This is a genomic window from Stenotrophomonas sp. K-6 (genome assembly GCF_056861555.1).
Map to the genome: position 1 here is coordinate 141,971 of NZ_JBSPUC010000003.1, position 26,085 is coordinate 168,055.

The window sequence follows — 26,085 nt, forward strand, 5'->3', positions numbered from 1 at the left end:
CCCGGCGGAGCGAATCCGCCTACGGAGCAAGACATGGCAGACCTTCTGTGGCAGAAGCCCGGCGTGGCGGTAGACGCCAAGATCCAGACCTTCCTGGCCGGCGATGATGTGATCCTGGACCGCGAGTTCTTCCTGTACGACGTGGCGGCCAGCAAGGCGCATGCACAGGGCCTGGAGAACATCGGCATCCTCGGCAACGATGAGCGCGTCGGCCTGCAGCGTGAGCTGGATGTGCTGGCCGAGGATTTCCGCAGGGGTACGTTCGTGCTGGATGAGCGCTTCGAGGATTGCCATTCGGCGATCGAAGCGCGCCTGACCGAGCGCCTGGGTGATGCCGGCCGCAAGATCCACACCGGCCGCAGCCGCAACGACCAGATTCTGGTGGCGACCCGGCTGTGGCTGAAGGACAAGCTGCTGCGCGTGGCCGAGCTGAGCCGCGAGATCGCCAAAGTCGCGCTCGATCGCGCCGAGGCCGAGAAGGATCTTCCGGTGCCGGGCTACACCCACATCCAGCGCGCCGTGGTGTCCTCGGCGGGCATGTGGTGGGCCGGCTGGGCCGAAGCCTTCATCGACAACGCGATCCGCGCGCACGATACCTTCAACCTGGTCGATGCCAATCCGCTCGGCACGGCCGCCGGTTATGGCGTCAACCTGCCGCTGGACCGCGCGCACACCACCGAGGCACTCGGCTTCGCTCGGATGCAGATCTCGCCGATCTACGCGCAGCTGTCGCGCGGCAAGTTCGAGCTGGCCGCGCTGGAAGCGCTGGGCGGCGCCACGCTGGATCTGCGCCGCATCGCCTGGGACCTGTCGCTGTTCACCAGCGGCGAGTTCGGCTTTGTCGCGCTGCCGGCGCAGTACACCACCGGCAGCTCGATCATGCCGAACAAGCGCAATCCGGACGTGATCGAACTGATGCGCGCCACCCACGCCAGCGTGGCCGCGGCACGCACCGAGATCGAGCAGCTGCTGTCGCTGCCCTCGGGCTACCACCGCGATCTGCAGAGCAGCAAGGGTGCGATCTTCCATGGCTTCGGCCGGGGCCTGGCCGCGCTGGAGCTGCTGCCGGCGCTGCTGGCCAACCTGGAATGGCGCGACGACAAGCTGCGTGCGGCGATCGACTCGGGCATGTATGCCACGGATGTCGCCGTGGAAGCAGCCGTCGCCGGCGTGCCCTTCCGCGAGGCCTACAAAGCGGCGGCCGCTGCCGCGGATACGGCCGGGCAGGGGCGTACCCCCGAAGGCAGCCTGGCCGCGCGCGTGTCGCCCGGCGCGGCGGCCGACCTGCGGCTGGATGCGCTGCGCGCCCGCTGGGCCGTACTGGTGTAATCACTACGGCGGCCGCAAGGCCGCCGTTTTTGTAACGTCTTGCCGGGTGCGCCCGGGAAAAGGACTCACATGAAAACCTGTTATCTGGTGATGGTCACCCGCACGCCGGACTTCCGCGATGAGGTGGGTGCCGAGCACGTGCGCTTTCTCGATGAGGTGCGGGCCCGCGGGCAGCTGCTGCTGACCGGGGGCTTCACCGACAAGAGCGGCGGCGCCTACGTGCTGCAGGACATCGCCGATCTGGCCGCTGCACAGGCGCTGGTCGACACCGACCCGCTGCTGGTGCAGGGCAGTGCCACCGCCCGTATCCACGAATGGAGCACGCGCTGAGCGCGCCGATCACATGAACCACTCCGTGCCTTCGCCGTTCACCGAACAAGCCGTTCCGCAGTGGAAACGTGCCGTCCTCAAAGTGGGCAGCAGTCTGCTGGCCGCTGACGGCGGCGGTCTCTCGCCACGCCACGCACTGGGGCTGGCCCAGTTCGTCTCGGCCAATGTATTGGCCGGGCGCGAAGTGGTGATCGTGTCCTCCGGCGCGGTGGCGGCGGGCCGGGCGATCGTGCCCCGCGCGCTGGAAGCCGGCGCGGCAATGGCGGCGCGGCAGGCGCTGGCCGCGCTCGGCCAGGCGCAGCTGATCGGGCTGTGGCAGCGCTTCTTCGAGCGCCCGGTGGCGCAGGTGCTGCTGACCCACGACGACCTGCGCAACCGCCGCCGCTATCTCAATGCACGCGCCACGCTCAACGAGCTGCTGCGGCTCGGCGCGCTGCCGGTGGTCAACGAGAACGACACGGTCTCGGTGGATGAACTCAAGCTCGGCGACAACGACAATCTCGCTGCGACCGTGGCGGCGTTGATCGACGCCGATGTGCTGTTCATCGCCACCGACATCGACGGCCTGTACAGCGCCGATCCGCGTCGCGATCCGCAGGCACGGCCGATCCACGATGTGCCCGAGCTGACCGTCGAAGTATTGGCGATGGCCGGCGGTGCCGGCAGCGGTGCCGGCACCGGGGGCATGCACACCAAGCTGGAGGCCGCGGCCAAGGCAGGGCGCGTGGGCATCGAGACATGCCTGTTCAACGGGCGCAGCGCCGAGGTCGTGCGCGCGCTCAGCCAGGGCCGGTTGTTCGGTACCCGGATCCATCCCGCACAGACCCGCGTGGCCGCACGAAAGTACTGGCTGCGGCACGCACCGCTGGAGCCGGGCGCGATCCTGGTCGATGCCGGTGCGGCCGATGCGCTGCGTGGCAAGGGCGCCTCGCTGCTGCCCGGCGGCGTGGTCGGCGCAGAAGGGGACTTCCGCCGCGGCGACATGGTCGAGATCCGCCAGCGCTTGGAGAACGGCGAGGTCTGCCTGGCCCGTGGCGTCAGCCAGTACTCGGCCAGCGACATCCGCCGCGTCGCCGGGCGCCACTCGCGCGACATCGAAAGCGTGCTCGGCTACAACTACGGTGGAAACGTCATCCACCGTGACGATCTGGTGCTGTTGTAATTGCGTCCCGGCCACGCATGGCGTGGCTCTACTGTGTTCTTTCAAGGATATTGAGATGGTCGCCAGCTCCACTACCGACATCCGCAGCCAGGTACTGGCCTGCCGTGAGGCTGCCCAGCAACTCGCGCAGCTGTCCTCCGCCGCGAAGGCCGAACTGCTGGAGGCCATGGCCACCGCGCTGGATGCCGATACCGATGCGATTCTCGCCGCCAACGCCCGCGATCTTGCGGCGGCCACGGAGAAGGGCGTCGGCACGGCGATGCTGGATCGCCTTGCCTTGAACCCGCAGCGTCTGGCCGGTATCGCCGCCGCCTTGCGCGAGGTCGCCGCCTTGCCCGATCCGGTCGGCCAGGTGACCCGTGATGACGTGCGTCCCAATGGCATCCGCGTGCAGAAGGTGCGCGTGCCGCTGGGCGTCATCGCGATGATCTACGAGGCGCGTCCGAACGTGACTGCCGATGCGGCCGCGCTGTGCATCAAGGCCGGTAACGGCGTGATCCTGCGCGGTGGCTCGGAAGCGATCCACTCCAACACCGCGATTGCCGCCTCGCTCAAGCGCGCCCTGCGCGAGGCTGGCATTGCCGATGCGGCGTTGACGCTGGTCGAGGATCTGCGCCGCGAGACCATGCTGGCGCTGCTGCAGCTCAACGACCTGATCGATCTGGCGATCCCGCGCGGCGGGGAAGGGCTGATCCGCTTCGTGGCCGAGCATGCGCGCGTGCCGGTGATCAAGCATTACAAGGGCGTCTGCCATCTCTACGTGGACCGTGCCGCCGATCCAGCACTGGCGCTGCGCCTGCTGGTGGACGGCAAGTGCAGCCGGCCATCGGCCTGCAACTCGCTGGAAACGCTGCTGGTGCATGCCGACATGGCACCCGGCTTCCTGCCTCTTGCAGCGCAGGCGCTGGCCGAGCGCGGCGTGCAGGTGCGAGCCGATGCGGTGGCGCGGCAGTGGCTGCCCGACGCCGAGGCGGCCAGCGACGATGATTACGCCGCCGAGTATCTGGATCTGATCATCGCCGTGCGCGTGGTGGATGACCTCGATCAGGCGCTGGCCCACATCCAGCAGTACAGCTCGGACCACACCGAAGTGATCGCCACCGACGATCCCGCGGCAGCCGAGCGCTTCGTGCACGCCCTGCGCTCGGCCGTGGTGATGGTCAACGCCTCCTCGCGTTTCTCCGATGGTGGCGAGCTGGGCCTGGGCGCGGAGATCGGTATCTCCACCACCCGCCTGCACGCTTACGGCCCGATGGGACTGGAAGCGCTGACCGTCGAACGTTTCGTCGTCCGCGGCGAAGGCCAGACGCGCACGTAATGGGTTGTGCCGGCCGCCGGCCGGCACGACCCTCAACCGGTCAGCACCTGCGCGGTCACCCGCACCGGCCGCGCGTGGTCATCCATGTGCAGTGTCACGGCCTTGCCGTCCGCCAACAGCGCCGCTACCCCGGCACTCGCGCCCAGATCGTGCGCCATCTCCTCGCGGGTCACATCGTCATGTGGCAGCCGACGCTCCTTGCCCGAAAACCGCATGCGGTTGTACTCGGCCCAGGCGATCAGCAGCGCCGCGCAGCAGACCAGCATCACCGGCAGTGCGATCACCACGAACGGATCGACCGTCTGCTTCTGCTCATACAGCTGGGTCCAGGCCATCTGCCCGCCCAGCACCCAGGAGACCAGCGTCACCAGCGGGGCCCACAGGTAGAAGTAGAACGCCCAGAAGGCGATGGTCACAAAGCCCCAGGCGGTACGCTGCAGCCGCGGCTGCTGGCGCGGTTTCTGGATCAGTCGCGAGTCGAAGCGGCGGGTGGATTTGACAGTGTTCATCGGATACCCCGGTCAGGACTGACCCAGACCGCGCGCTTGCCACGACGTTTGAAGATCGTCTTGGGGAACGCCACCAGGGTCGTGAACAGACTGATGAGCCAGTACGCCATCGGGTACCAGATCACCCAGAAGTAATTACGTCCAATATGCGTTTCGTAACGGCGGTCGATGATCAGGCTGCTGGCGAACTGCAGCAGACAGACCAGGGCCAGGATCACGCCATGCCACTGCGGCAGCAGCGTGGCGATGTACAGCTCCGGCGGCAGCACCATGAACTTGCCCAGCGCCCACAGCACGATGATCGCCAGCATCGTGTACGCCCACAGCACGCTGAGGATGTACTCCAGCAGCACGCCCCACATCCGCCGCTTGCGCCAGTGGAACAGCGAGCTGCCATGGCGGAGCAGCACTTCCACGCCGCCCTGGGCCCAGCGCAGGCGCTGCCGCCACAGCCCCTTCAGTGTTTCTGGCATCAGGATGAAACACAGCGCATTGGGCTCGTAGCGGATGTCCCAATGATCCAGCTGCAGGCGCCAGCTGATGTCGATGTCTTCGGTCACCATGTCATCGGCCCAGTAGCCGATCCGGTGCAGCGCGGTGCGACGGAACGCGGCGATCACGCCGGAGATGGTGAAGATGCGCCCGTATACCCGTTGCGCACGTTTGATCATGCCGATGATCGAGGAGAACTCGGCCACCTGCAGCCGGCCCAGCAGGGTGGAGCGGTTGCGGATGCGCGGGTTGCCGGTCACCGCACCCACGCGCGGGCCGGAGGTCAGGTGCCAGACCATCCAGTGCGTGGCGTATTCCTCCAGCATCGCATCGCCATCGATGCACACCAGGAACTCCGAGCGAGCGGCGAGCGCGCCCATGCGCAGCGCATTGGCCTTGCCCAGGTTGCGGTCCAGGTGCACCACGCGCAGGCGTGGGTGCAGGGCGGCCAGGGCATCCAGCCGTGCCCCGGTATCGTCGCTGCTGCCATCGTTGATGGCGATCACTTCGAAATCCGGGTAGTTCTGCCTGAGTGCCGAGCCGAGCGTGTCGGCCAGGTTCTCCGCCTCGTTATGGCAGGGAATCAGGATCGACGCGAACGGGTACTCGTCCATCGGCGGTGGATCATCGCGGTCGCGTGCCTTGCGTTCGCGCCGGAAGAAGTAATACAGGCCGCCGGACATCCAGAAGAAGGCCATCACCATCGGGTAGAAGAAGGCGAACTGGAACAGGATATAGAGAAGAGGATGCATGGCGAACTCACTTTTCCTCGTACGGGAAGCTGCGGGCCGACATGGCCGCGCGGGCGTCATACGTGGAGGGACGTCCGGCGATGAAGTCATCCGGATACCAGGCGAAATGACGCACGCCCTGCGCCTGTAGACGACGGATCTGCGCGCGCAGGCGGTCGCCGGGGATCGGCTTGCCGGTGCGCCAGTCCAACGTCTGCAGCTCGAACATCGTCTGCGACAACTGCGGATCGTGTTGCTTCACCGCCACCACCAGCCGGTCCAGCCAGCGTTCCGGGCTGCGGCTGCCTTCCATCCACGGCATCGCCATCAGGGCGGTGTGGTCGTAGGCCTTGTTGAACAGGTCCAGGCGCTGGGCGAACCAGCTCGCACTCTGCGGTTCCAGCACGGGCTGGGCATACAGGTTGCGCACGGTGCCCAGCTTGGGCCGCCAGCGCTGCGCCGCGGTGCGCAGCTCCAGCGTGAAGTCGATCAGGGCCTGGGTGCGTGCGCCGTCATCGCCTTCCTGCGGCAGCTGGGTCAGCTCGGTGTCGCGCAGATAGGCGTCATCGTGGAAGAGCAGGCCCTCGAAGTACGAGTTGATCGCCAGGTCTTCGTAGATGTCATCGATGATCCGGCGCACCTGCGGCCGGGTGAAATCCAGCCGGAAGATGCCGTCGCTTTCCGGGCTCTCGATGGCCAGCGCCTTGCGGATGGCCGGGTCCTTGAGTTCATAGCCCAGCACCGGCAGCCACGCATATACCTTGACCCCGGCGCGCGTCTTGAGCTGCCATGCCACGCGGTTGAACAGATCCGCACGCATCGGCAGATGGCGGTTGGGGAAGTACAGCGCATCGGCCGAGCCGTTGCCGTCCGGATCGGCGAAGGCCTGCAGGAACACGTGGGTCGGGCCGATCTTCTTGACCCGATCGATCAGCGCATCCAGGTTCTTGCCCTGTTGCACCGGGTCGGCATCGTAGACCGCATCCAGGTCGATCTGCAGCGCCCGCATGCCATCGCGTTCAACATCGCGGCGCAGCTCGTAGGCCAGCTGCACCACGGTGGGGTTGTTGGTCACCAGCAACCGGGCCAGACCGTGCAGATCACGTTTGACCGGCGTGCTGCGTCCTTCCAGATCGAACGAGACCGGCATGCCCAACTGCTCGGCGATAGTGTTGCTCAGTGCGTTGTAGGCCGCGTAAGGCCACACGATCGCCTTCGGGCTGATGCCGACATTGCGCTGGATGCGCTCCACGCTGCGGCCCAGGTCGGCGCGCAGGCGGGCTTCGTACTCGGCGGCGGTTTCGTAGGTCTTTCGGGCGGGATCGTAGGTCCTTGTGATCACCGCCGGGGTGGAGTTGCCTTGTGGATTGGACTGCACGCCATGGTGCAGGTTGTCGGTGTGGCTGGCCAGTTCGATCAGCCCGCTTTTCTGCATCTCGCGCAGCTGCGCCCAGGTCAGGAAATCGTCGCGGGTGAAGGGGCGGTAGCCGTAGTCGATCTGGCGCCCGGCCGGCATGTCCACGTAGTCGGTGATCACTGCGACCAGCGCCGGATAGTTGTAGGCGCGCAGCAGCGGGAAGACCTTGCTGTACACGCTGCGCAGGCCATCATCGAAGGTCAGCAGTACCGGCTTGGGGGGCAGGGGTGTGCCGCCATGTGAAGCGGTGATCAGCTGCGACAGCGACACCGGGTGGTAGCCATGTGCGGACAACCAGTCCAGGTGGGCGGCGAAGTTCTGCGTGCTCACGGCATAGGCATCCGGATCGCCGCGGGCGGCCACCTCGTCGCGAATGTCGTGGTAGCTCAGCACCAGCAATCCGTTGTCGGTGGCATCGAGTACGGCCGGCGGTTGCTGCGCCTGTGCCGTTACCACCACGGTGAGCAGGGCCAGCAACAGCCAGTGGGTCCAACGCTTCATGTCCATGTTCCGCATGTCATTCTCCCCACCGCAGGCCGGCATCCAGGCCGATGTGTCGTTCACGCTGTCCGTCATAGACCGGTCGCGACCAGCGGATGCCGTACTCGAAAATGCGGCCTTCGCCGAGCTGCCACTCGTGACGGTATTCCGCCGAGGGCACGATCGCGCTGCCATAGCCCTGCTGCCAGTACTGTCCCACCGAAACCGTCAGGCGATGGCGGAAGTGGCGTTCGTAGTGGCGCCACAACTGCTGGTCCACGCGCAGGCCAATCTCCACCGAGTGGTCCTCGGACGGGTTGAAGTAGGGCGCATCATCGCGGCTGCCGCGGCTGGCATACACGCTGCCCAGCCCGTCCAGGAACACGGTCGGTCGGGTCATCAGGCGCTGCTCGATGGCCGTGCTGACGGTATCGCGGCGGTTGCCGTCGTCGTAGCGGAACTGGCTGGCGCCCACGCTCCAGTGGGTGCGCTCGTCGCGGCGGTAGTCGGCGGCCAGTGCGATGCTGTCGGCGGTGATGCCCGACACCCGCGCCTGCATGGAGGCGTCCGGATCGTTGCGTGCGGCGGTGATGCCGGCATGCCATTGATCGCTGAACTGCCAGCCGAATCCGGCGCTGAGGCCGGTATCGCCGATGTGGTCGTTGGCGCGGTTGACGAAGGCTTCCGCATCGGCGCGGCCGTAGCGGTAGCGCGTGCCCGCACCGATCCGCAGCGGGTCGATGGTCTGGTCCTGGAAATCCACGCTGCGCCGGTCGGCGAACGCGACCAGACGCCAGCGGTCATCCAGCACCGGGGACTGCACTTCCACGCCGTAGCGGCCGTCATCGTTGCCCAGCGGCGATGTACCGCCACCGCCGGAACTGCGCCCACCTTCGGCGTAGGCATGCCACTGCCAGCCACGGTGCGCACGCCAGCTGCGGTCCATGCGCTGCACGGAGGGCTGGTTGGGGTAGGCGGCAAGCAGCGTGTCGTGGACCGGTCGCGCCAGGTCATCGCGCTGCACTTGGACGTAGGCGTCGTACTGACCCAGACGCGCAGGGACGTCGCGCGGGTCCAGCGTGTTGGCCATGCTGTAGCGCTCCAGTGCCCGTCGTGGCCAGCCGCGCATCAGATAGATGTTGCCCAGCGAGGACTGCGTGCCGGTGTTGCCCGGTCCGATCTCGACCATTTTCTCCAGGTCGCGCTGGGCAGTGGGCAGGTCGCCACTGTAGGCACGCACCATGGCCAGGTTGAGGTCGGCCTCGTAGCGCGGCCAGTTCGCATACGGTGCCCTGGCGCCATGCGCCCAGCGCCACGCGGGCTCATCGGCCTGCCACTTCTTCAGCAGAGCGATCGCGGTGTCGGCCTGCTCGTCTTCCAGATACGCATAGGCCAGTTCCGAGCGCGCCTGCGGCAGCGACGGATCAGCTTTGAGCGCAGCTTCCAGCACCGGGATCGCCTCGGCCGGGTGCTGCGTGGCCATCAGCGAATCGCCGACGGCGGCCAGCAGATAATTCGGCACCGGGTGGCCCTCGGCGAGCAGCGTGCGGTACTCATCGCGCACCTGCGCATGGCGGCCCAGCCGGTTGAGCAGGATCAGCCGGTCATAGCGGATCCGCAGTGGTGCCTGCTGCACCGTGGTGCCATCGCGTTCCAGGTACTGCTGCATCTGCGCCAGGGCCGCGTCGGCTTCATCCAGGCGGGTGTCCTCGCTGGGGCCATAGGCCAGGCTCCAGCCCACCAGCTTGGCCAGGTAATTGCCTTCCAGCCGTTCTTTCTGTGCCGCATCGAACAGGGTGGGCCGCGCCAGGTACAACTGCCAGGCGCGGTGCGCATTACCGATGTCGGACAGGGTCAGCGCCTGCAGGCGATACAACAGTTCGTCGTCCGGGGCCTGCGCCCGTGCGCGCTCGATGGCGGCCAGTGCATCCAGCCATTGGGCGTGGTCCCGGAACTGGCCGATCTCGGCCAGGGCGTTGTCCCGCGCATTGTCTGCCGGGGCCGCCGAAGCGGAAAAAGCGAGTGTCGCGCATGCCAGGCCGACGCAGAGCGCCAGCGGCCGATGGTCGTACATGGAACCCCCCTTGGAGCATCCTTTCAAAGGTGTGTTGCGTCAAAAGTGTGACGCACATCACATGCCAATCGTGCCTGACTGCGCAGTTGCTGCCAAATCGTTAAGACGCGGGTACGACAGATCAGCCCCCGGGTGGTACCCGGAGGGGAACGGCAAGTCGTTGAATTTCTACGGATTCACACCATGTCGCCAGCATGGGAAAGCGCACTCCGTCGCCATGAAGCTGTTCAGCCACCTGGCCGCGCCAGGGGGCTCCGAACACCCCCCGATCCTCTGGATCGGGTCAGTCAGCGACACGCTACGTCAGCAGTTGCGCACGGCGCGTGTAGATGGACGCGCCGGGTCGCTTACCACTGGTCTTCGAGCTTCTGCGGCTTGCAGGCGACCCAGGAGGCGCTGAGCAGCACTACCGCGCACAGCACCAGGAAGCCGAACGGCAGGTGCCAGCCCCCGCTGACCGCGTGCAGCCAGCCGAACAGGAACGGCCCCAGGCAGCTGAAGGCATAGCCCACGCCCTGCATGAAGCCGGACAACGCCGCCGAGCCGGCCGGCGTACGCGTGCGCAGGTTGATCAGAGTCAATGCCAACGGGAACGTGGACGGGCCGATGCCAAGCAGTACCGCCCACAGCCAGGGCGCCTTCATCGGTGCGTACAGCAGGCCGGCGAAAGCGATCAGGAAGGCACTGAAACCGATCAGCACCAGCGGGAAGGGATTGCGAAGACGCACGGCCAGGGCCGGCATGGTGAGCGATGGCAGCAGGCCGCAGGCGGCGAAGATGGCGACCATGATGCCGCCGAAGGCCGGCGTCGCACCGGCTTCGACCACGATGCGCGGCAACCAGGTGAACATCGAATAGGTCATCAACGAGGTCATGCCGAACATCAGGGTCATGCCCCAGGCCAGCGGCGTCTTCCAGACCTTGCCGTGCGGCGTGCTGGCCGGATCGTTGGCAGCGCTGATCGTGTCCGGGTGCGGACGTGCACGCGACAGCATCAGCCACGGCAGCGCCGCGGCCAGCGACATCAGCGCCCAGATGCCCAGCGACACGCGCCAGCCGGCCTGCTGGGCAACCGGTACGGCAAGCAACGCCGGCATCATCGTGCCGATCTGCAGCACAGTGATGTAGAGCGTGCTCATGGTGCCCACGCGGTTGGCGAAGTAACGCTTCACCAGCGGCGGGACGACCACGTTGCCGATGCCCATGCCGGCCAGCGCCACCACCGAGCCGAACAGCAGGCTGCCCACGCCGCCGGCCATCGAGCGCAGCAGCAGGCCCACGGTGGCCAGGCTCATCGCCAGCAGGGCGGTGCGCTCCAGGCCCAGCCGGCGCGCCACTGCCGGGGTGGTCACGCCGAACAGCGCGAAGGCGGCCGTCGGCAGCATGCCGAGCACGCCGGTCATGGTGGTGCCGAAGCCGAAGGTCTGGCCAAGCACATCCAACAGCGGGGTCAGCGAGGTGACTGCGGTTCGCAGGTTCAAGGCGGCCAGCAGGATCGCGGCAAAGGCCAGCAGGCGCCCGTGCAGCAGGGACTGGGACGGTGAGGTGGGGTGAGTCATCAGCATGTTTCCTGACAGGTGGCGCACCACGGCCTCAGGCACGCGGGTGCAACGGCAGAGACCGGCCAGCGGCCGGCATCTGCGGGGTAGGGGACTGGGCCGCCGCCGAAGGCGGGGCCAGGACCGGCCATTGTACGGGTTCGATCCCGGCAGGTCCCTCATCGAGCCCTTCGGCAGGCGCTACGTGTGAAAACGTGTTCACAACAAGGGTCGCGCGATCCCCTTCCATGTGAGCTGCGTCAAAAAAATGACTATTTAGGAAAATACCTACATGCAGGTGGGTGGTTTTCCTACCCGGCGAGTGGGGTTTTTGACGGTTTTCATGTCGCGAATAGCTCTTAAATTGGCGGGCCTCCATAGGGGCGGTCTATAGCGAACGATGGTTCGTGCCAGCCCACGTTCGAGATCCTGCATGCCAAACCACGTACTACCCACCCCGGCTCGCGCCGGTTCTCATGGCGCTTCCCGGCGCACCCTCCTTCTGGCCCCGCTGGCGGCCGCGCTGGCCCTGATCTGTCTGCCGGCCAGTGCCCAGCAACTGCCGGCCCCTGATCAGGAACTGCTCCGCCAGCAGGAGCGCGAACGCGCGCTGCGCGAGCAGCTTGAAACACGGCCCGATGCACGCCTGCAGGACGCCCCGGTGGCGGCCCCGGAGCGGCTGCCCCAGGATGAGGCACCGTGTTTCGTGATCGAGCGCATCACCTTGGGCGGCGAGCAGGCCGAACGCTTCCAGTGGGCGTTGGCTGCGGCCAACGTCAACGGCGATCCGGCGCTTGGCCGTTGCTTGGGCACCACCGGGATCAACGTGGTGATGTCGCGCGTGCAGAACGCGATCGTGGAGCGCGGCTTCGTCACCACGCGCGTGCTGGCCCAGCCGCAGGACCTGACCACCGGCGCGCTGGAACTGACGCTGGTGCCCGGCACGCTGCGTCAGATCCGCTTCGCCGAAGGCACCCACCGCGATGCCACGATGTGGAACGCGATCCCGGCGCGGAGCGGTGACCTGCTCAACCTGCGTGACATCGAACAGGGGCTGGAGAACTTCAAGCGGGTGCCGACCGCCGAGGCCGACATCCAGATCAGCCCGGCCGAAGGCGCCGATGCCGCGCCCGGGCAGAGCGACCTGGTCGTGCAGTGGTCGCAGCAGCGGCTGGTGCGCTTCAACCTGAGCCTGGACGATTCCGGCAGCAAGGCCACCGGCAAGACCCAGGCCGGCGCGACGATGTCGCTGGACCATGCGCTGCGCCAGAACGACCTGTTCTACGTCAACCTCAACCACGACGTGTTCAGTGGCGGCAAGCGCGGCACCAAGGGCTTCACCTTCCACTACTCCGTGCCCGTCGGCTATTGGTTGTTCGGCGCCACCCGCAGCGGCTACGAGTACGAGCAGACCGTGGCCGGCAACCAGCAGTCGTATCTGTACAGCGGCGAGAGTTACAACGCCGAAGTGCGGGCCACGCGCCTGCTGTTCCGCACTGCGAGCAGCAAGACCAGCATGTACCTGCGTGCATGGGAGCGCGACTCGCGCAACTTCATCGACGATACCGAAATCCTGGTGCAGCGCCGGCGCATGGGCGGCTGGGAACTCGGCCTGAACCACCGTCATTTCATTGGCCAGGGGACGCTGGATGGCACGTTCGGCTTCCGCCGCGGCACCGGGGCATTCGGCTCGATCGCAGCGCCCGAGGAGCTGTTCGGTGAAGCCACTTCACACCCGAAGATCTACTTCGCCGATGCGCAGCTGAGCGTCCCGTTCCAGCTTGGCCAGCAGCGCCTGCGCTACACCGGCAGCTGGCGCGCGCAGTGGAACCGTGGCGGGCTGGTGCCTCAGGACCGCTTCGCGATCGGGGGCCGCTACACCGTGCGCGGCTTCGATGGCGAGATGTCCTTGATGGGCGAGCGTGGTTGGCTCATCCGCAACGACATCGGCCTGGCACTCGGCGGTGGGCAGGAGTTCTACGTCGGCGCCGATTACGGCCATGTCGGCGGCAGCGCCACGCAATGGCAGCTGGGCAATGACCTGGCAGGCACCGTGATCGGCCTGCGCGGGTCCTATCGCGGCCTTTACTGGGACGGCTTCGTCGGCGCCCCGTTGAACAAGCCCTCTGGTTTCCAGAATGCGTACACCGTCACCGGATTCACCCTGAGCTGGTCGTTCTGATTCCCGCGCTGGCGCCTGCGCGCCGCGCCGACCGCACGCACACAAAGGAACTGTCATGAACAAGCATCTGTACCGCCTCGTGTTCAACCACGCCCTCAAGCTCTGGCAGGTCGCCGCGGAGATCACCCCGCGCCCCGGCGGGCTTGGTACCGGGCAGAGCGGTGATCGCACGGCGGCACTGCGCCCGATGGCCTTCGCGTTGTGGGTGATGCTCGGCTGGGTCGGGGTGGCCGGCATGGCCGCGGCGCAGGTGGTGGCCGATCCGAACGCGCCGGGCAACCAGCGGCCCACGGTGCTGGAAACGGCGAACGGCACGCCGCAGATCAATATCCAGACCCCGAGTGCGGCCGGTGTCTCGCGCAACACCTACCAGCGTTTCGATGTCGACCAGCAGGGCGCCATCCTCAACAATTCGCGCGGCAACACACAGTCCCAGCTCGGCGGCTGGGTGCAGGGCAATCCCTGGCTGGCCGGCGGCACCGCACGCGTGATCCTCAACGAGGTCAACGGCGCCAACCCGAGCCAGCTGCGCGGCTACGTGGAAGTGGCCGGCGACCGCGCGCAGGTGGTGATCGCCAACCCCGCCGGCATCGATTGCGACGGCTGCGGCTTCATCAACGCCAACCGCATCACCCTGACTACCGGCACCCCGACGTTCAACGGCGGTGCGCTGGAGGGATACCGTGTGCAGGGCGGTGCCATCCGTATCTTGGGTGCCGGCATGGATGCCAGCCGGGTGGACTACACCGATCTGATCGCGCGCTCGGTGCAGCTCAACGCAGGCCTGTGGGCCCAGCAGCTGCAGGTCACCACTGGCGCCAATACGGTCAGTGCCGATCTGAGCCGCGTGCAGGCCCAGGCGGCTGACGGCAGCACGCCGCAGTACGCGCTCGATGTCGCCCAGCTCGGCGGCATGTATGCCAACAAGATTCTGTTGATGGGCACCGAGCATGGCGTAGGCGTGCGCAACGCCGGCAACCTCGGCGCGCAGACCGGCGAACTGGTGGTCACCGTCGATGGCCGGCTGGAGAACACCGGCAAACTGCAGGCGCGCGACGACACCCGTATCGCGGCCAGCGGCGGTGTGCGCAATGAAGGTCTGGTCAGCGCGGGTCGCGAGTTGAACCTGCGCACCGGCCAGGATCTGGACAACCGGGGTGGCCAGCTCAACGGCACCCGGCTGGATGTGGAAGCGGCCTCGCTGGCCAACCGCGACGGGCGCATCGAACAGGCGGGTGTGCAGGCGCTGGCAGTAGAGAGCGGGCAGCTGCAGAACCGCGACAAGGGCAGCATCGGTGCACTGGCCCAGCAGGATGGGGCCGCGCCGACGACGCCGGGCACGCCGGGCAATGGGGAGGGGACGGGCGCCCCGGGCACCGGCAACGGCAGCACCGACGGCAGCGCGCCGGGCGTGATTCCGCCGACCACCGCGCCGCTCGCGCAGGGCCGCGTGGTGATTGCCGGCCTGCTCGACAACGATGCCGGCGCGGTGCTGGCCGGTGGCGATATCGATCTGCGTGCCAGTGAGTTGGACAACGACGGCGGCAGCATCGGCGTGCGCGACCTGAGCGTGAACGGCGGCGCGCTGTCCAATCGGCGAGGCGAGCTGACCACCCAGCGCGACCTGCGCGCGCAGGGCCAGGCACTGCACAACGACGCCGGCACATTGAATGTGGGCGGCGCCCTTGATGTAAGCACCACGCAGCTGTCCAACCGCAGCGGCACGATCACCCACAGCGGCACGGCACCGGCCCAGCTGCAGGTGGCAGGCACGCTGGATAACACACACGGCAGTCTCGCCAGCAATGCCAGCTCGCTGGCGCTGAACAGCGCAGTGCTGGTCAACGCCGACGGCACGCTGATGCATGCCGGCAGCGACGGCCTGCAGCTCACCACCGGCACGCTGGACGGCCAGCGCGGCGAGCTCGCCACCGCAGGCACGCTCAGCCTGCGCGCAGGGCAGGTGGATCATCGCCAGGCGGAATTGCAGGCCGGTACGCTCGACGTCCAGGTCGACACGCTCGACAACCGTGGCGGCCAGCTGCTGGCGACCGGCAGCCAGGCCAACCGCATCCAGGCGGCGGCCGCGCTGGACAACAGCGGTGGCACGCTCGCCAGCAACGGCGATCTGGCCATCGGCACAGCGCTGTTCAACAACGCCGGCGGGCAGGTGCAGCAGGCCGGCAGCGGCCGCCTGGACATCACCGCAGCGACGCTGGCCGGGGCAGGCGGCAAGCTGCTCAGCAACGGCGCGCTGTACCTGCAGGGACAGGGCATCGACGTCTCCGGCGGTATCACCTCGGCCGTGCGCATGGAGATCGACGCCGGGCAGTTGGACAACCGCCGTGGCGAGTTGATCGCCACCGGTACCGATACGCTTGGCCTGCGTGTGACCCACGCGCTGCTCAACGACAGCGGCCAGATCATCGGCAACGGTGCGCTCGCCGGGCAGGCGGGGAGCCTTTCCAACCGCGACGGCAAACTACTGGCGGCGGGCAACGCGGCCTCCACGCTGGAGGTGACCGGCGCGTTCGACAACCAACGCGGTACGCTGGCCAGCGCTGGCGGCCTGACACTGCAGGCTGGACTGCTGGACAACCAGGCTGGCACCCTCCAGGCCGCCGGTGACAGCGCGCTGCAGCTCACCGTGGACGGCCTGCTCGACAACCGCGAGGGTGGCCTGATCGCCTCCGGTGGTGCGCAGCAGCTGCGCGCCGGCAGCCTCGACAACCGCGGTGGTACCGTCAACGCAGGCGATACGCTGGACGTGGCGGTCGCCCAGACCCTCGACAACAGCGCCGGCACCCTTGCCGCCAACGACACGCTGCAGGTGCAGGCCGGGCGCATCATCAACCGTGATGCGGGCACCCTGGCCTCGGTCGAAGGCGATGTCACGCTCGACAGTGCGAGCGATATCGACAACACCGCCGGTGTGATCCAGGCCGAGCGTGCGCTGTCGGTGACCAGCCAAGGGCTGACCAACGTGCGTGGCACGCTGGCCGGCGCCTCCGTCGCCCTGGATACGGGTCTGGGCGGCGTGGACAACAGTGAAGGCATCATCGCCGCCACCGCCGGCACGCTGGATATCGACAGTGGTGCGCTGGAGAACCGCGCTGGCCTGCTGCAGTCCAGTGGCGGGATGAGCATCGATACGCACGGCCAGCGGCTGGGCAATACCGACGCGGGCGCGCGTGGCGGCATCGTCAGCGGTGCCGGGCTGACCCTGCGTGCCGGTGAGCTGGACAACCGTGCCGGCCTTGTCCAGGCGCAGACGGCGCTGGACGCGCGGCTGGCTTCGCTGGACAACCGCAGCGGCGGGCAGGTCGGCAGCGGCACCTCGCTGCTGCTGCAGGCGCAGCGCGTGGACAACAGCGGCGGCCGCCTGCAGGCGGCGCAGGACCTGACCCTCGAGCTGAGCGGTGAGCTGGTCAACCAGGCTGGCCTCGCCGTCGCTGGCGGCGATCTGGTCGCCCACGCCGCGCGCATCGACAACCGCGCCACGAGCGGTGGCAGCACCGCGCTCGGGCTGCAGGGCCGCAGCGTGGACCTCACTGCCGCGCAGATCGACAACAGCCGCGGCATGATCGCTGCCGACCAGCGCATTGCGCTGCAGGCGACCGATGCACTGTTCAACGGGCAAGGCCTGGTGTCCTCGGCGGGCAGTCTGGACGTGCGCGCCGGTCAGGTCGGCAACACCGACGGCACGCTGCTGTCGGCGGGCAACCAGACGCTGCATGCCAACGCGCTCAACGGCACGGGCCGGATGTTGTCGCAGGGCGATCTGGTGCTGGCGCTGCAGCAGGATTACCGCAACGATGGCCAGATCACCGCCAACGGCAAGGCCACGGTCTCCACGCAGGGACTGTGGACCAATGCGGGCAAACTGCAGGCCGGCGATCTGGACCTGCATGCACGCCAGATCGACAACCTCGCCACCGGCGAGATCAGCGGCATCCGCACCCAGGTGCGCGCCGATGGCGTGCTTGGCAACCGAGGCCTGATCGACGGCGTGGATACCCGCGTCGATGCCGATGTGATCCTCAACGTCGGCACCGGTCGCATCTATGGCGACCGCCTGTCGATCGGTGCCACCACCCTGGTCAACAGTGACGAAACGCTGGAGGGCGTCACTCGCGCCGCCACCATTGCCGCGCGTGAGCGCCTGGACATCGGCGCCGGCACCGTGGTCAACCGCGAGCAGGCGCTGATCTTCAGTGCCGGCGGTGGCGACAGTGCACTCAACATCGGCGGTGCGCTGGATGCGCAAGGGCATGCAGTCGGTCGCGCCGGCTCGGTGCACAATGCCAGCGCGACCATCGAATCGCTGGGCGGCTTGAGCATCGATGCCACGCGCCTGCTCAACAGCAACGAGCATTTTGCCACCACTGAAGTCATGGTGGTCGGGCCGACCAAGAAGCTGTACATCCAGCCCAAGGGCACGCCGGGCATGCACGATGCCAGCGAGTTCACCTGGTCCAGCTGGAGCCGCGCCGGCAAGTACTGGTGGAAGAACGGCAGCGGCGACGTCAAGGCATGGACCCAGTACGACGTCACCCATACCGAGTACGAAACCCAGGTCACCTCCAGCGCGCCGGGCCGGATCATCTCGGGCGGCAACATGACCCTGCGTGGGGATGAGCTGATCAACGACAAGAGCCAGATACTGGCCGGCGGCGCGTTGCTGGGCGACCTTGGCAACCTGCGCAACATCGATGCATTCGGCGAGTACCGTGTGCATGAGGAAGGCACCAGCCAGTACACCTACAGCCGCTGGCGCGGTGGCTTCAAGCGCTATCACGAACGCAAGTGGGACGGGAAGATCGCCTATCGCCCGGCCGATGAAGTGCGCACCATCAATCTGGGCGTGACCCGCACCGAGCAGAACACCCGCGATGGTGGCAGCGGCTACCAGGTGGGCGGCGTCAGTACCGGTACCGTCGGTGGGCAGGTCGGCGGCGCAGCCGACGCCGGCGCCATGGCTGGGCAGCGCCAGGTGACCGAGGTCAGCGCGAGCGTCGCCTCGCTGGCGGGCCCGGGCAGCAACGCCGGCACCGGCGCGCAGGGCGCGGCGGGCAACCAGCCGACGGTGATCCGCACCATCGGCGTGGATGCCCAACTGCCGCAGAGCAGCCTGTTCCAGAGCGGCCCAGGTGCCGGCCAGTACCTGGTCGAGACCGATCCGCGCTTTGCCGACTACCGCAGTTGGCTCGGTTCGGAGTACCTGCTGCAGAAGATGGGCGTGGACCCGGCCAACGTACAGAAGCGGTTGGGCGATGGGTTCTACGAACAGACGCTGGTCCGCGATCAGGTCGCCCAGCTCACCGGCCGCCGCTTCCTGGATGGCTACGCCGACGATGAAGCGCAGTACCGCGCGCTGCTCGACAATGCGGCCACCATCGCCGACGCATGGGGCCTGCGCCCCGGCGTGGCGCTGACCCCGGCGCAGATGGCCCAGCTCACCAGCGACATCGTCTGGCTGGTCGAGCAGCGCGTCACCCTGGCCGATGGCAGTACCACCACCGCGCTGGTCCCGCAGGTCTATGTACGCGTACGCCCCGGCGATATCGACGGCACCGGCACGCTGCTGGCTGGCCGCTCTGTGGACCTGAACCTGCGCGGCGATCTGGTCAACAGCGGCACCATCGCTGGCCGCACCGCGGTGAAGATCGACGCGCAGAACCTGCGCAACCTGGATGGCCGCATCAGCGGTGATGCGGTCAGCGCCAACGCGCGGACCGATCTGGACAATCTCGGCGGCCTGATCGATGCGCGCAGCGTGCTGGTCGCCAGTGCCGGCCGTGATCTCAACATGGTCACCACCACCCGCAGCGGTCAGAACACGGCCGGGCTGAGCGACTTCAGCCGGACCAATATCGATCGCGTGGCCGGGTTGTTCGTGAGTGATCAAGGCGCCACGTTGCTGGCCAAGGCCGGCCGCGATCTGCGCATGGACGGCGCCCAGGTGGTCAACACCGGCGCGCAGGGCCAGACCCTGCTTTCGGCGGGGCGTGATCTCTCCCTGGGCACGGTCACCGAAGCACGGCAGGAGAACAACGTCCGCAACAACGACAACTACCTGCGCCAAGGCTACGAGCGCGAGGTCGGCACCACCATCGATACTGCCGGTGCAGTGCAGCTGCAGGCCGGGCAGGATGCGAACCTGCGCGCCGCGCAGGTCTACAGCAGCGATGGCGCGATCTCGGTGATGGCCGACAACGACGTCAGCATCGCCAGTGGCGAGCAGAGCAACAACTGGAGCGAGGGTCGCAAGCACACCCATCGCGGGCTGTTGAAGTCCACCACCAACACCACGCGCGACAGCCTGGAGGAAACCCAGGCCATCGCCAGCACGCTCAGCGGGCACCAGGTGGCGGTGCGTGCCAACAACATCACCGTGACCGGCAGCAACGTGGTTTCCGATGCGGGCACCGTGCTGCTGGCCGACAACGATCTGACCGTGCAGGCGGCGACCAACACGCGCGGCGAGAGCCACTACAAGCGCAAGGATGAAAGCGGCTTCCTCTACAACGGCGGCGTCGCATTCACCGTCGGCACGCAGATGCAGAGCCGCGATGCCAAGGACGTGAGTACCAGTGCTGCGGCGTCCACCATCGGCTCCACCGCGGGCAACGTGGTGATGGTGGCGGGCAACAACTACCGGCAGGTCGGCAGCCACGTCGTCGCGCCCGTGGGCGATGTCGATATCCACGCGCGCAAGGTCGATATCGTCGAAGCCCGCGAGACCGGCGTCGCCACCCAGGAAGACAAATTCCGTCAGGCCGGCCTGACGGTGGCGTTGACCGCGCCGGTGATCTCGGCGATCCAGAGCGCCGAGCAGATGAAGAAGGCGGCCAGCCAGACCGACGACAGCCGCATGAAGACCTTGGCGGCAGCGACCACCGTGCTCAACACGGCGGCAGCGGTCGGTGCGGTGCAGGCTGATCCAGGTGCGGCGGGTGGCCTCAACATTTCCATCACCGTGGGCGGCGCACGCAGCGACAGTAAGACCACCACCACGCACGACAACGCAGCCGGTTCCAGCATCACCGCGGGCGGCGACGTGCGCATCAGCGCAACCGGCGCGGGCAAGGACTCGGATCTGACCGTGGTTGGCAGCAACATCAACGCCGGCAACAATGCTTACCTGCGGGCCGATGGCGATATCGCCCTGCTGGCGGCGAAGAATACGCTGGAGACCGATCGCAAGAGCAGCGCGGCCAGCGGCGGTGTCGGCGTGGCCATCAGCATCGGCTCCGGTGGCGCCAGCGCCGGCATCACCGCCAATGCCAGTGGCTCCAAGGGCAAGGGCGAGGGCACCGACGTGAACTGGACCAACAGCCACGTCAATGCGGGCAACACGCTGGTGCTGCAATCCGGCGGCGACACCACCCTGCGTGGCGCGGTGGCCAGTGGCCGCCAGGTGATCGGCGATATCGGCGGTGACCTCAACATCGAGAGCCTGCAGGACACCTCCACCTTCCACAGCAAGGACACCAGTGTCGGCGGTAGTGTCACGGTCGGGTTGGGCTTCTCCGGCAGCGCCAGCTACGGCAACACCAAGGTGGATGGCGACTACGCCAGCGTGGTCGAGCAGAGCGGGATCAAGGCGGGCGACGGCGGCTACCAGGTGCGTGTGGGCGGCAACACCGATCTGATCGGTGGCGTGATCGCCTCCAGCGAACAGGCCATCGCCGACGGTCGCAACCAGCTGATCACCAGCACCTTGAGCGTGCGCGATCTGGACAACCGCAGCGACTACAAGGCCAGCAGCCTGAGCCTGTCCGGCGGCTTCAGCAAGAGCGGCACAGGCGGCCCGTCCAGTGGCGGCAACAGCGGCCGCGGCAACGACGGCACGCCCGGGTCCACCGGTGCAGCCGGGCAGGGCAGCAGCTGGTCGTGGCAGAACTATGGCAACGATGCCAGCGCCGCCGCACCCGGCTATGCCAGCGACAAGGGCAGCGATGCCAGCACCACCCGCAGCGGCATCAGCGCAGGCGCGCTGACCATCACCGATGGCAACGCGCAGCTGGCCAGGACCGGCAAGAGCATCGACGACACCCTGGCCAGCCTCAACCGAAGCGTGCTCAGCGGCGACGATGCCAATGGGCTGATCCGCACCTGGGATCCGGTGGAACTGGCGCAGAAGGTGCAGGCCGAAGCACAGATCAGCGCGGCCTTTACCCAGCAGGCTCACAGCGCCGTGGGCAGCTATGTGGCCAGCCGCGGCGCCAGCATCAGGGAACGTTACGAGGAAGCCTCCACGCCGGAACAGAAGGCGGCCCTGCAGGCTGAAGCCGATGAACTGCGCACGCAGGAGAAGATGCTCAACATCCTGATCGGCGCGGTGACCGGCTCGGCGACCAGTGCGGTGTCCAAGGAGGCGCTGGCCAGTGCGGCGGACTGGATGCGGCAGGAGATGATCAAGAATTCCAGCATCTTCACCGGCGTGGTGGACCCTGCCAATCCCGAAGTCGACCCGACCTCGAAGGATCCCACGGTGCTCAACAACATCAATGGGATCAGCGTTGGTGTTGACGGCGATGGGATCAAGCTGGGCGGCACGCGCGTCGACCTGGATCAGCTGTGCGGGGAGAGCAACGAGCGCTGCATGACCCTGCCGGGGAGCAAAACACTCGCCTTGGACGACAAGGGACGTGTGCAGTGGGATTCGGCCAAGGCGAAGATGACGCTGTCGGAGTTTCTGCAGAGCCCGGCAGGCAAGGGCATGGGCGGGCTGACCGGCGGCATCCAAGGCATCGAGGGCACCTTGAAGGGCACGCCGTACGCGTCTGGCGCGTGGCAGGACAGGCTTATCGAGTACTTCGCCGGCCCGCACGACATGATCGGCGGCCAATGGGGTGGCCTGTACGATGAGCAGGGCAATGCAACCCGCGGTCGCCCGTCGCCGCTGAAGATGGTGCATGAAGGATGGAGCGTGGTGGCCATTCCCGTGGCTGCGCCATTCGCAATGGCCAAGGCACTTCCACCGCAGGTATGGGAAGCGATCTCCATCCTTGCACGCGCTTCGCGGTGAGGATGGCACGCTGGCCATGGACGATTTTCAGGAGGTGGTAATGAAAGGCAAGCATGTTTTTCGCGTCGTGTTCGGGGTGTGCCTGGCCACGGGTCTGACCGCCTGTGGTATCGGCGGCATGTGGATGAATGGCAATCCCAATGCGACCTCGCACTTGGTTCCGCCGGGCCATGACTGGAGCAAGCCGGACGCCGGCGCCTCGGCGCGTGACACGGACTGGCAGGCCTGCGGTGGCCAGCGCAGTGGGAACATCTCGCCAGACCGGCAAGGTGCTACGGGCAAGGAAACGGCGAATCTTTCCCGTGACAAGCTCTATGCGGCACAGCGCTGCATGCTGGGCAAAGGCTACCGTTACACCGGCACCTGCGAAGGTGACATCCCGAGCCGCTATCCGGCCTGCCAGTCCTCGCCGCGTTGAACGCGATGAGGCCGATGAGAAGCGCTGCTGCGGCGCTTGCCGTGGCGCTTCTCCCCGGTTGCATGATCGGCAACGGTCATATCTGTGGCCCGCAGACACCGATGGCCCACTGCAACAAAGCGGCGTATCAGCGGTTGGCCAATCCGCCCTCGTTGATGGAGGAGTGGCAGCACCCGTCCAAAGCACTTCAAGCGCGTCAGCTCGACTGGGTGTCCTGCGGCGGCACGGAGAAGGGGAGCTATGCCGTGGTATCGGGCGCTACAGGTGCCGAAACGGCGGCACGCTCCGGTGAGAAATTCGACCAGATTCAACGCTGCATGATGGGTAAGGAGTATCAATACACCGGTACCTGCCAAGGAGAGATTCCCAGCAGGTTCCCCGCGTGCCAGCGCGCGGACGATGTGGTGCCGGCGCGCTGAGCCGCACAGGCGTCCGTGATGTCGATGCAATGATCGCCACCCTGCTTGGGAGCCAGAGAAAATGCCGTCACCCTTTCTTCCACTGCCTGGAACGTATGCCCGCGTTGTGCTGTATCTGGGCCTTCTCGGCATCGCCGGCGCAGCGCGCGCCGACCCGGTGGAGGTACCTCAATCGCCGCAGCCAGTGCCATCAGCGCAATGTGCGGCGTTCTACATCGATGTTCCCTCGGCGGGCAACCGCGTGGCCAACCTGATGATGGGATCGGTGGTGGGCAAGGCCGCATGGATGGGTCAATTGAAGGCCCTCATGGCCCGCGGCGCCGAACCACCCATGACCCGCCTGGTTGTCGCGGGTGAGAGCGAAGATGTCACGCGCAAGGCAGTGCAGTCGGCACTTGATACCTTCAAGCAGCAGCGCCTTTCGCACCTGACCCTGACAGTCGTAGGCACGTCGCCGAAAATGCAGGGGCTGCAGAGTACTGCCGAGCAGTCGGGCATCACGTTCCGCGCGGTGCCGCCCGAACCCTCGGCCGCGTCACCCGCATCGCGGGCGGAAGCGTATCTGCGGGGTGTGTGTGATTGAGCGGCACCCACGCGCCGTCACCGCCCTGTGCCTTGCCTTCAGCCTCAGCGCCTGCGGGATGGGCGGCATGTGGATGAATGGCGATCCATCGGTCGGTCGTACCCTCGTGCCGCCACGCGACACCTGGCAGAAGGCAGGGAATGACGGCGCGACCCGCAATGTCGATTGGCTGGCGTGCGGCGGCGCCGCCAATGGCGGTTACCACGTCTCCACGCCGGAGGGTTCCAGCGCGGCGGCGATCCAGCAGGCCCTGGGCCGCACGTTCGATGATCTGCAGCGCTGCATGCTCGGCCAAGGCTACCGCTACACCGGCAGCTGCGAAGGGGACATCCGCAGCCGCTACCCGGCGTGCCAATCGCCAGGCACAAAAAAACCCGGAGGACAGTGACGTCTTCCAGGCTTGATTGTGACCATCAGATGGTCGGGGAGACAGGATTCGAACCTGCGACCTCTACGTCCCGAACGTAGCGCTCTACCAGACTGAGCTACACCCCGTAAGGAGCCGCCTATTGTATCGATCCCGCCGGTCGGCGGCAAGGGGGGATCGCGTTTTTCACCTTCGGTGCCGTGTTGCCACGGCCCTTGATAAAGAAGCCTGGAAACGTGTTCCCAGGCTTCAATACGACCACCGGAGTGGTCGGGGAGACAGGATTCGAACCTGCGACCTCTACGTCCCGAACGTAGCGCTCTACCAGACTGAGCTACACCCCGAAGGAGCCGACAAGGATACGGTGTGAAGACCCGATCGGCAACCTTTTTTTAGCCTTCTTCGTGATCCGTACGGCTCTGCTCGCGGGCTTCGAACCACATGCCGTTGAGAATGGCCACGACCGAAGCCAGCCCTGCACCCAGAATCCAAGCGAAGTACCACATGGTGAGTCTCCTATGGCGCCGTGGGGCGCGTCAGTAAGCGTTGGGGTTGTCGCCCATCTCTTCAGCCGTGGTCTTGCCCTTCATCACGCGGTAGACCCAAGAGGTGTAGGCGATGATGATCGGCAGGAAAATGGCCGTGGCGATCAGCATGATCCCCAGGGTGAGGTGGCTGGAGGAGCTGTCCCAGACGGTCAGGCTGGAGCCCGGCTGGCTGGAGGAGGGCAGCAGGAACGGGAAGATCGCAAAGCCGACGGTCAGGATGATGCCGGCGATCGAGGCCCCCGAGGCCAGGAAGGCCAGGCCACCACGGCGGGCCCTCAGCAGCACCGCGCTGGCCAGCGCACCTACCAGCCCGAGGATCGGGGCCAGCAGGGTCAGCGGCATGGTCTGGTAGTTGCGCAGCCAGCCACCGGCCACTGCACCGGCGGCAGCGGTCTTGAGCAGCGGGTTGGTCGGGCCGTCGGTGACCACCTGTGAGGTGATCTGGTAGCCCGGCAGGCCGAAGGCCACCCAGACGCCGGCCAGGGCAAACAGCACGAAGGTCAGCACCGCGGCAATGCTGCCGTAGCGGGCCGAGCGCTCGGCCACCGGGCCATCGGTCTTGAGGACCAGCATCGCGGCACCGTGCGAGACCACCATCGCCACACTGACCAGACCGGCCACCAGCGCAAACGGGTTGAGCAGACCAATCAGGGTGCCGGTGTAGAAGATGCGCATGCTGTCATCGAAGTGGAACGGCACGCCGACCAGCACGTTGCCCACTGCCACACCAGCAATCAGTGCCGGCAGCAGGCCACCGACGAACAGCGCACGGTCCCAGTTCTCGCGCCAGCGCTTGCCGGGCATCTTGCTGCGGTACTTGAAGGCGACCGGGCGCAGGATCAGCCCGAACAGCATCAGGAACACCGCCAGATAGAAGCCGGAGAAGCTGACCGCGTACAGCGGCGGCCAGGCGGCGAAGATCGCACCGCCACCGAGCACCAGCCACACCTGGTTGCCTTCCCACACCGGGCCGACGGTGTTGATCACCAGCCGGCGTTCGTCATCGGTCCTGGCCACGAACGGCAGCAACGTGCCGACGCCGAGGTCGAAACCGTCCATCACCGCCCAGGCGATCAGCAGGATGCCGAGCAGCAGCCACCAGATCACGCGGAGCGTGGTGTAATCGAGTCCAATGAATTCCATCTGGGTTCTCC

At 67.0% G+C, this 26,085-nt stretch carries 17 protein-coding genes and 2 tRNA genes; 10 read left to right on the forward strand and 9 right to left on the reverse strand.

Annotated features, from left to right (window positions below):
- Nucleotides 1–33: 33 nt before the first annotated feature.
- From argH to AC13F7_RS11085, 4 genes are all read left to right on the forward strand, one after another.
- Nucleotides 34–1,329 (forward strand): argininosuccinate lyase, encoded by a 1,296-nt coding sequence (gene argH / locus AC13F7_RS11070; RefSeq protein WP_483000331.1) that lies wholly within the window; start codon nucleotides 34–36, stop codon nucleotides 1,327–1,329.
- A gap of 69 nt (nucleotides 1,330–1,398) precedes the next feature.
- The gene (locus AC13F7_RS11075; RefSeq protein WP_346489868.1) at nucleotides 1,399–1,659 is read left to right on the forward strand and encodes a YciI family protein; all 261 of its coding nucleotides are present in this window, start codon (nucleotides 1,399–1,401) and stop codon (nucleotides 1,657–1,659) included.
- 13 nt (nucleotides 1,660–1,672) lie between these two features.
- Nucleotides 1,673–2,821, forward strand: a complete 1,149-nt coding sequence (proB, locus tag AC13F7_RS11080; protein WP_483000333.1) for a glutamate 5-kinase — start codon at nucleotides 1,673–1,675, stop codon at nucleotides 2,819–2,821.
- 55 nt (nucleotides 2,822–2,876) lie between these two features.
- Entirely contained in the window at nucleotides 2,877–4,139 is a 1,263-nt protein-coding gene (locus AC13F7_RS11085; protein ID WP_483000335.1) for a glutamate-5-semialdehyde dehydrogenase, read from the forward strand.
- Between the two features lie 32 nt (nucleotides 4,140–4,171).
- Here AC13F7_RS11085 and pgaD read toward each other — a convergent pair whose 3' ends face one another.
- The 5 genes from pgaD to AC13F7_RS11110 form a co-directional block, all read right to left on the reverse strand.
- Nucleotides 4,172–4,648, reverse strand: a complete 477-nt coding sequence (pgaD, locus tag AC13F7_RS11090) for a poly-beta-1,6-N-acetyl-D-glucosamine biosynthesis protein PgaD (RefSeq protein ID WP_483000337.1) — start codon at nucleotides 4,646–4,648, stop codon at nucleotides 4,172–4,174.
- Nucleotides 4,645–5,892 carry a poly-beta-1,6-N-acetyl-D-glucosamine synthase gene (gene pgaC / locus AC13F7_RS11095; protein ID WP_483000339.1) on the reverse strand — a complete coding sequence of 416 codons (1,248 nt, stop codon included), beginning with the start codon at nucleotides 5,890–5,892 and terminating at the stop codon, nucleotides 4,645–4,647. Before pgaC ends, pgaD begins: the two co-directional genes overlap by 4 nt.
- A 7-nt stretch (nucleotides 5,893–5,899) precedes the next feature.
- Nucleotides 5,900–7,789: a poly-beta-1,6-N-acetyl-D-glucosamine N-deacetylase PgaB gene (pgaB, locus tag AC13F7_RS11100; protein WP_483000341.1), complete on the reverse strand. Its 1,890-nt coding sequence runs from the start codon at nucleotides 7,787–7,789 to the stop codon at nucleotides 5,900–5,902.
- A 16-nt stretch (nucleotides 7,790–7,805) separates the two neighbouring features.
- Entirely contained in the window at nucleotides 7,806–9,842 is a 2,037-nt protein-coding gene (gene pgaA / locus AC13F7_RS11105; RefSeq protein WP_483000343.1) for a poly-beta-1,6 N-acetyl-D-glucosamine export porin PgaA, read from the reverse strand.
- Nucleotides 9,843–10,189: 347 nt separating this feature from the next.
- Nucleotides 10,190–11,401 (reverse strand): CynX/NimT family MFS transporter, encoded by a 1,212-nt coding sequence (locus AC13F7_RS11110; RefSeq protein WP_481469515.1) that lies wholly within the window; start codon nucleotides 11,399–11,401, stop codon nucleotides 10,190–10,192.
- A 412-nt stretch (nucleotides 11,402–11,813) separates the two neighbouring features.
- Between AC13F7_RS11110 and AC13F7_RS11115 the strand changes: the two genes are divergently transcribed.
- From AC13F7_RS11115 to AC13F7_RS11140, 6 genes are all read left to right on the forward strand, one after another.
- Complete coding sequence (locus tag AC13F7_RS11115) at nucleotides 11,814–13,562, forward strand: ShlB/FhaC/HecB family hemolysin secretion/activation protein (RefSeq protein WP_483000345.1); 1,749 nt, start codon at nucleotides 11,814–11,816, stop codon at nucleotides 13,560–13,562.
- Nucleotides 13,563–13,617: 55 nt separating this feature from the next.
- Nucleotides 13,618–22,596, forward strand: a complete 8,979-nt coding sequence (locus AC13F7_RS11120) for a two-partner secretion domain-containing protein (RefSeq protein ID WP_483000347.1) — start codon at nucleotides 13,618–13,620, stop codon at nucleotides 22,594–22,596.
- A gap of 16 nt (nucleotides 22,597–22,612) precedes the next feature.
- The gene (locus tag AC13F7_RS11125; protein WP_481469509.1) at nucleotides 22,613–23,014 is read left to right on the forward strand and encodes a hypothetical protein; all 402 of its coding nucleotides are present in this window, start codon (nucleotides 22,613–22,615) and stop codon (nucleotides 23,012–23,014) included.
- Nucleotides 23,015–23,055: 41 nt separating this feature from the next.
- Nucleotides 23,056–23,433 (forward strand): hypothetical protein, encoded by a 378-nt coding sequence (locus AC13F7_RS11130; protein WP_483000349.1) that lies wholly within the window; start codon nucleotides 23,056–23,058, stop codon nucleotides 23,431–23,433.
- A gap of 106 nt (nucleotides 23,434–23,539) precedes the next feature.
- Nucleotides 23,540–24,016, forward strand: a complete 477-nt coding sequence (locus tag AC13F7_RS11135; protein ID WP_483000351.1) for a hypothetical protein — start codon at nucleotides 23,540–23,542, stop codon at nucleotides 24,014–24,016.
- A gap of 67 nt (nucleotides 24,017–24,083) precedes the next feature.
- Complete coding sequence (locus AC13F7_RS11140) at nucleotides 24,084–24,404, forward strand: hypothetical protein (protein WP_483000353.1); 321 nt, start codon at nucleotides 24,084–24,086, stop codon at nucleotides 24,402–24,404.
- A 30-nt stretch (nucleotides 24,405–24,434) separates the two neighbouring features.
- Here the strand turns inward: AC13F7_RS11140 and AC13F7_RS11145 are convergent.
- The 4 genes from AC13F7_RS11145 to cydB form a co-directional block, all read right to left on the reverse strand.
- Nucleotides 24,435–24,511 (reverse strand) — tRNA-Pro (locus tag AC13F7_RS11145).
- A 139-nt stretch (nucleotides 24,512–24,650) separates the two neighbouring features.
- Nucleotides 24,651–24,727, reverse strand: a tRNA-Pro gene (locus AC13F7_RS11150).
- Between the two features lie 48 nt (nucleotides 24,728–24,775).
- Nucleotides 24,776–24,889 (reverse strand): cytochrome bd-I oxidase subunit CydX, encoded by a 114-nt coding sequence (cydX, locus tag AC13F7_RS11155; protein WP_019182852.1) that lies wholly within the window; start codon nucleotides 24,887–24,889, stop codon nucleotides 24,776–24,778.
- Nucleotides 24,890–24,919: 30 nt separating this feature from the next.
- Nucleotides 24,920–26,074, reverse strand: a complete 1,155-nt coding sequence (gene cydB / locus AC13F7_RS11160) for a cytochrome d ubiquinol oxidase subunit II (RefSeq protein ID WP_483000355.1) — start codon at nucleotides 26,072–26,074, stop codon at nucleotides 24,920–24,922.
- Nucleotides 26,075–26,085 lie beyond the last annotated feature (11 nt).

What these genes read in the sequence shown, in the direction of transcription:
- cydB (WP_483000355.1), bottom strand. Translation starts at nt 26,074, where the DNA reads ATGGAATTCATTGGACTCGATTACACCACGCTCCGCGTGATCTGGTGG.
- AC13F7_RS11125 (WP_481469509.1), top strand. Translation starts at nt 22,613, where the DNA reads ATGGACGATTTTCAGGAGGTGGTAATGAAAGGCAAGCATGTTTTTCGC.
- argH (WP_483000331.1), top strand. Translation starts at nt 34, where the DNA reads ATGGCAGACCTTCTGTGGCAGAAGCCCGGCGTGGCGGTAGACGCCAAG.
- pgaB (WP_483000341.1), bottom strand. Translation starts at nt 7,789, where the DNA reads ATGAAGCGTTGGACCCACTGGCTGTTGCTGGCCCTGCTCACCGTGGTG.
- AC13F7_RS11120 (WP_483000347.1), top strand. Translation starts at nt 13,618, where the DNA reads ATGAACAAGCATCTGTACCGCCTCGTGTTCAACCACGCCCTCAAGCTC.
- pgaA (WP_483000343.1), bottom strand. Translation starts at nt 9,842, where the DNA reads ATGTACGACCATCGGCCGCTGGCGCTCTGCGTCGGCCTGGCATGCGCG.
- AC13F7_RS11115 (WP_483000345.1), top strand. Translation starts at nt 11,814, where the DNA reads ATGCCAAACCACGTACTACCCACCCCGGCTCGCGCCGGTTCTCATGGC.
- pgaC (WP_483000339.1), bottom strand. Translation starts at nt 5,892, where the DNA reads ATGCATCCTCTTCTCTATATCCTGTTCCAGTTCGCCTTCTTCTACCCG.
- cydX (WP_019182852.1), bottom strand. Translation starts at nt 24,889, where the DNA reads ATGTGGTACTTCGCTTGGATTCTGGGTGCAGGGCTGGCTTCGGTCGTG.
- AC13F7_RS11085 (WP_483000335.1), top strand. Translation starts at nt 2,877, where the DNA reads ATGGTCGCCAGCTCCACTACCGACATCCGCAGCCAGGTACTGGCCTGC.
- AC13F7_RS11075 (WP_346489868.1), top strand. Translation starts at nt 1,399, where the DNA reads ATGAAAACCTGTTATCTGGTGATGGTCACCCGCACGCCGGACTTCCGC.
- AC13F7_RS11140 (WP_483000353.1), top strand. Translation starts at nt 24,084, where the DNA reads ATGTGGATGAATGGCGATCCATCGGTCGGTCGTACCCTCGTGCCGCCA.
- AC13F7_RS11110 (WP_481469515.1), bottom strand. Translation starts at nt 11,401, where the DNA reads ATGACTCACCCCACCTCACCGTCCCAGTCCCTGCTGCACGGGCGCCTG.
- proB (WP_483000333.1), top strand. Translation starts at nt 1,673, where the DNA reads ATGAACCACTCCGTGCCTTCGCCGTTCACCGAACAAGCCGTTCCGCAG.
- pgaD (WP_483000337.1), bottom strand. Translation starts at nt 4,648, where the DNA reads ATGAACACTGTCAAATCCACCCGCCGCTTCGACTCGCGACTGATCCAG.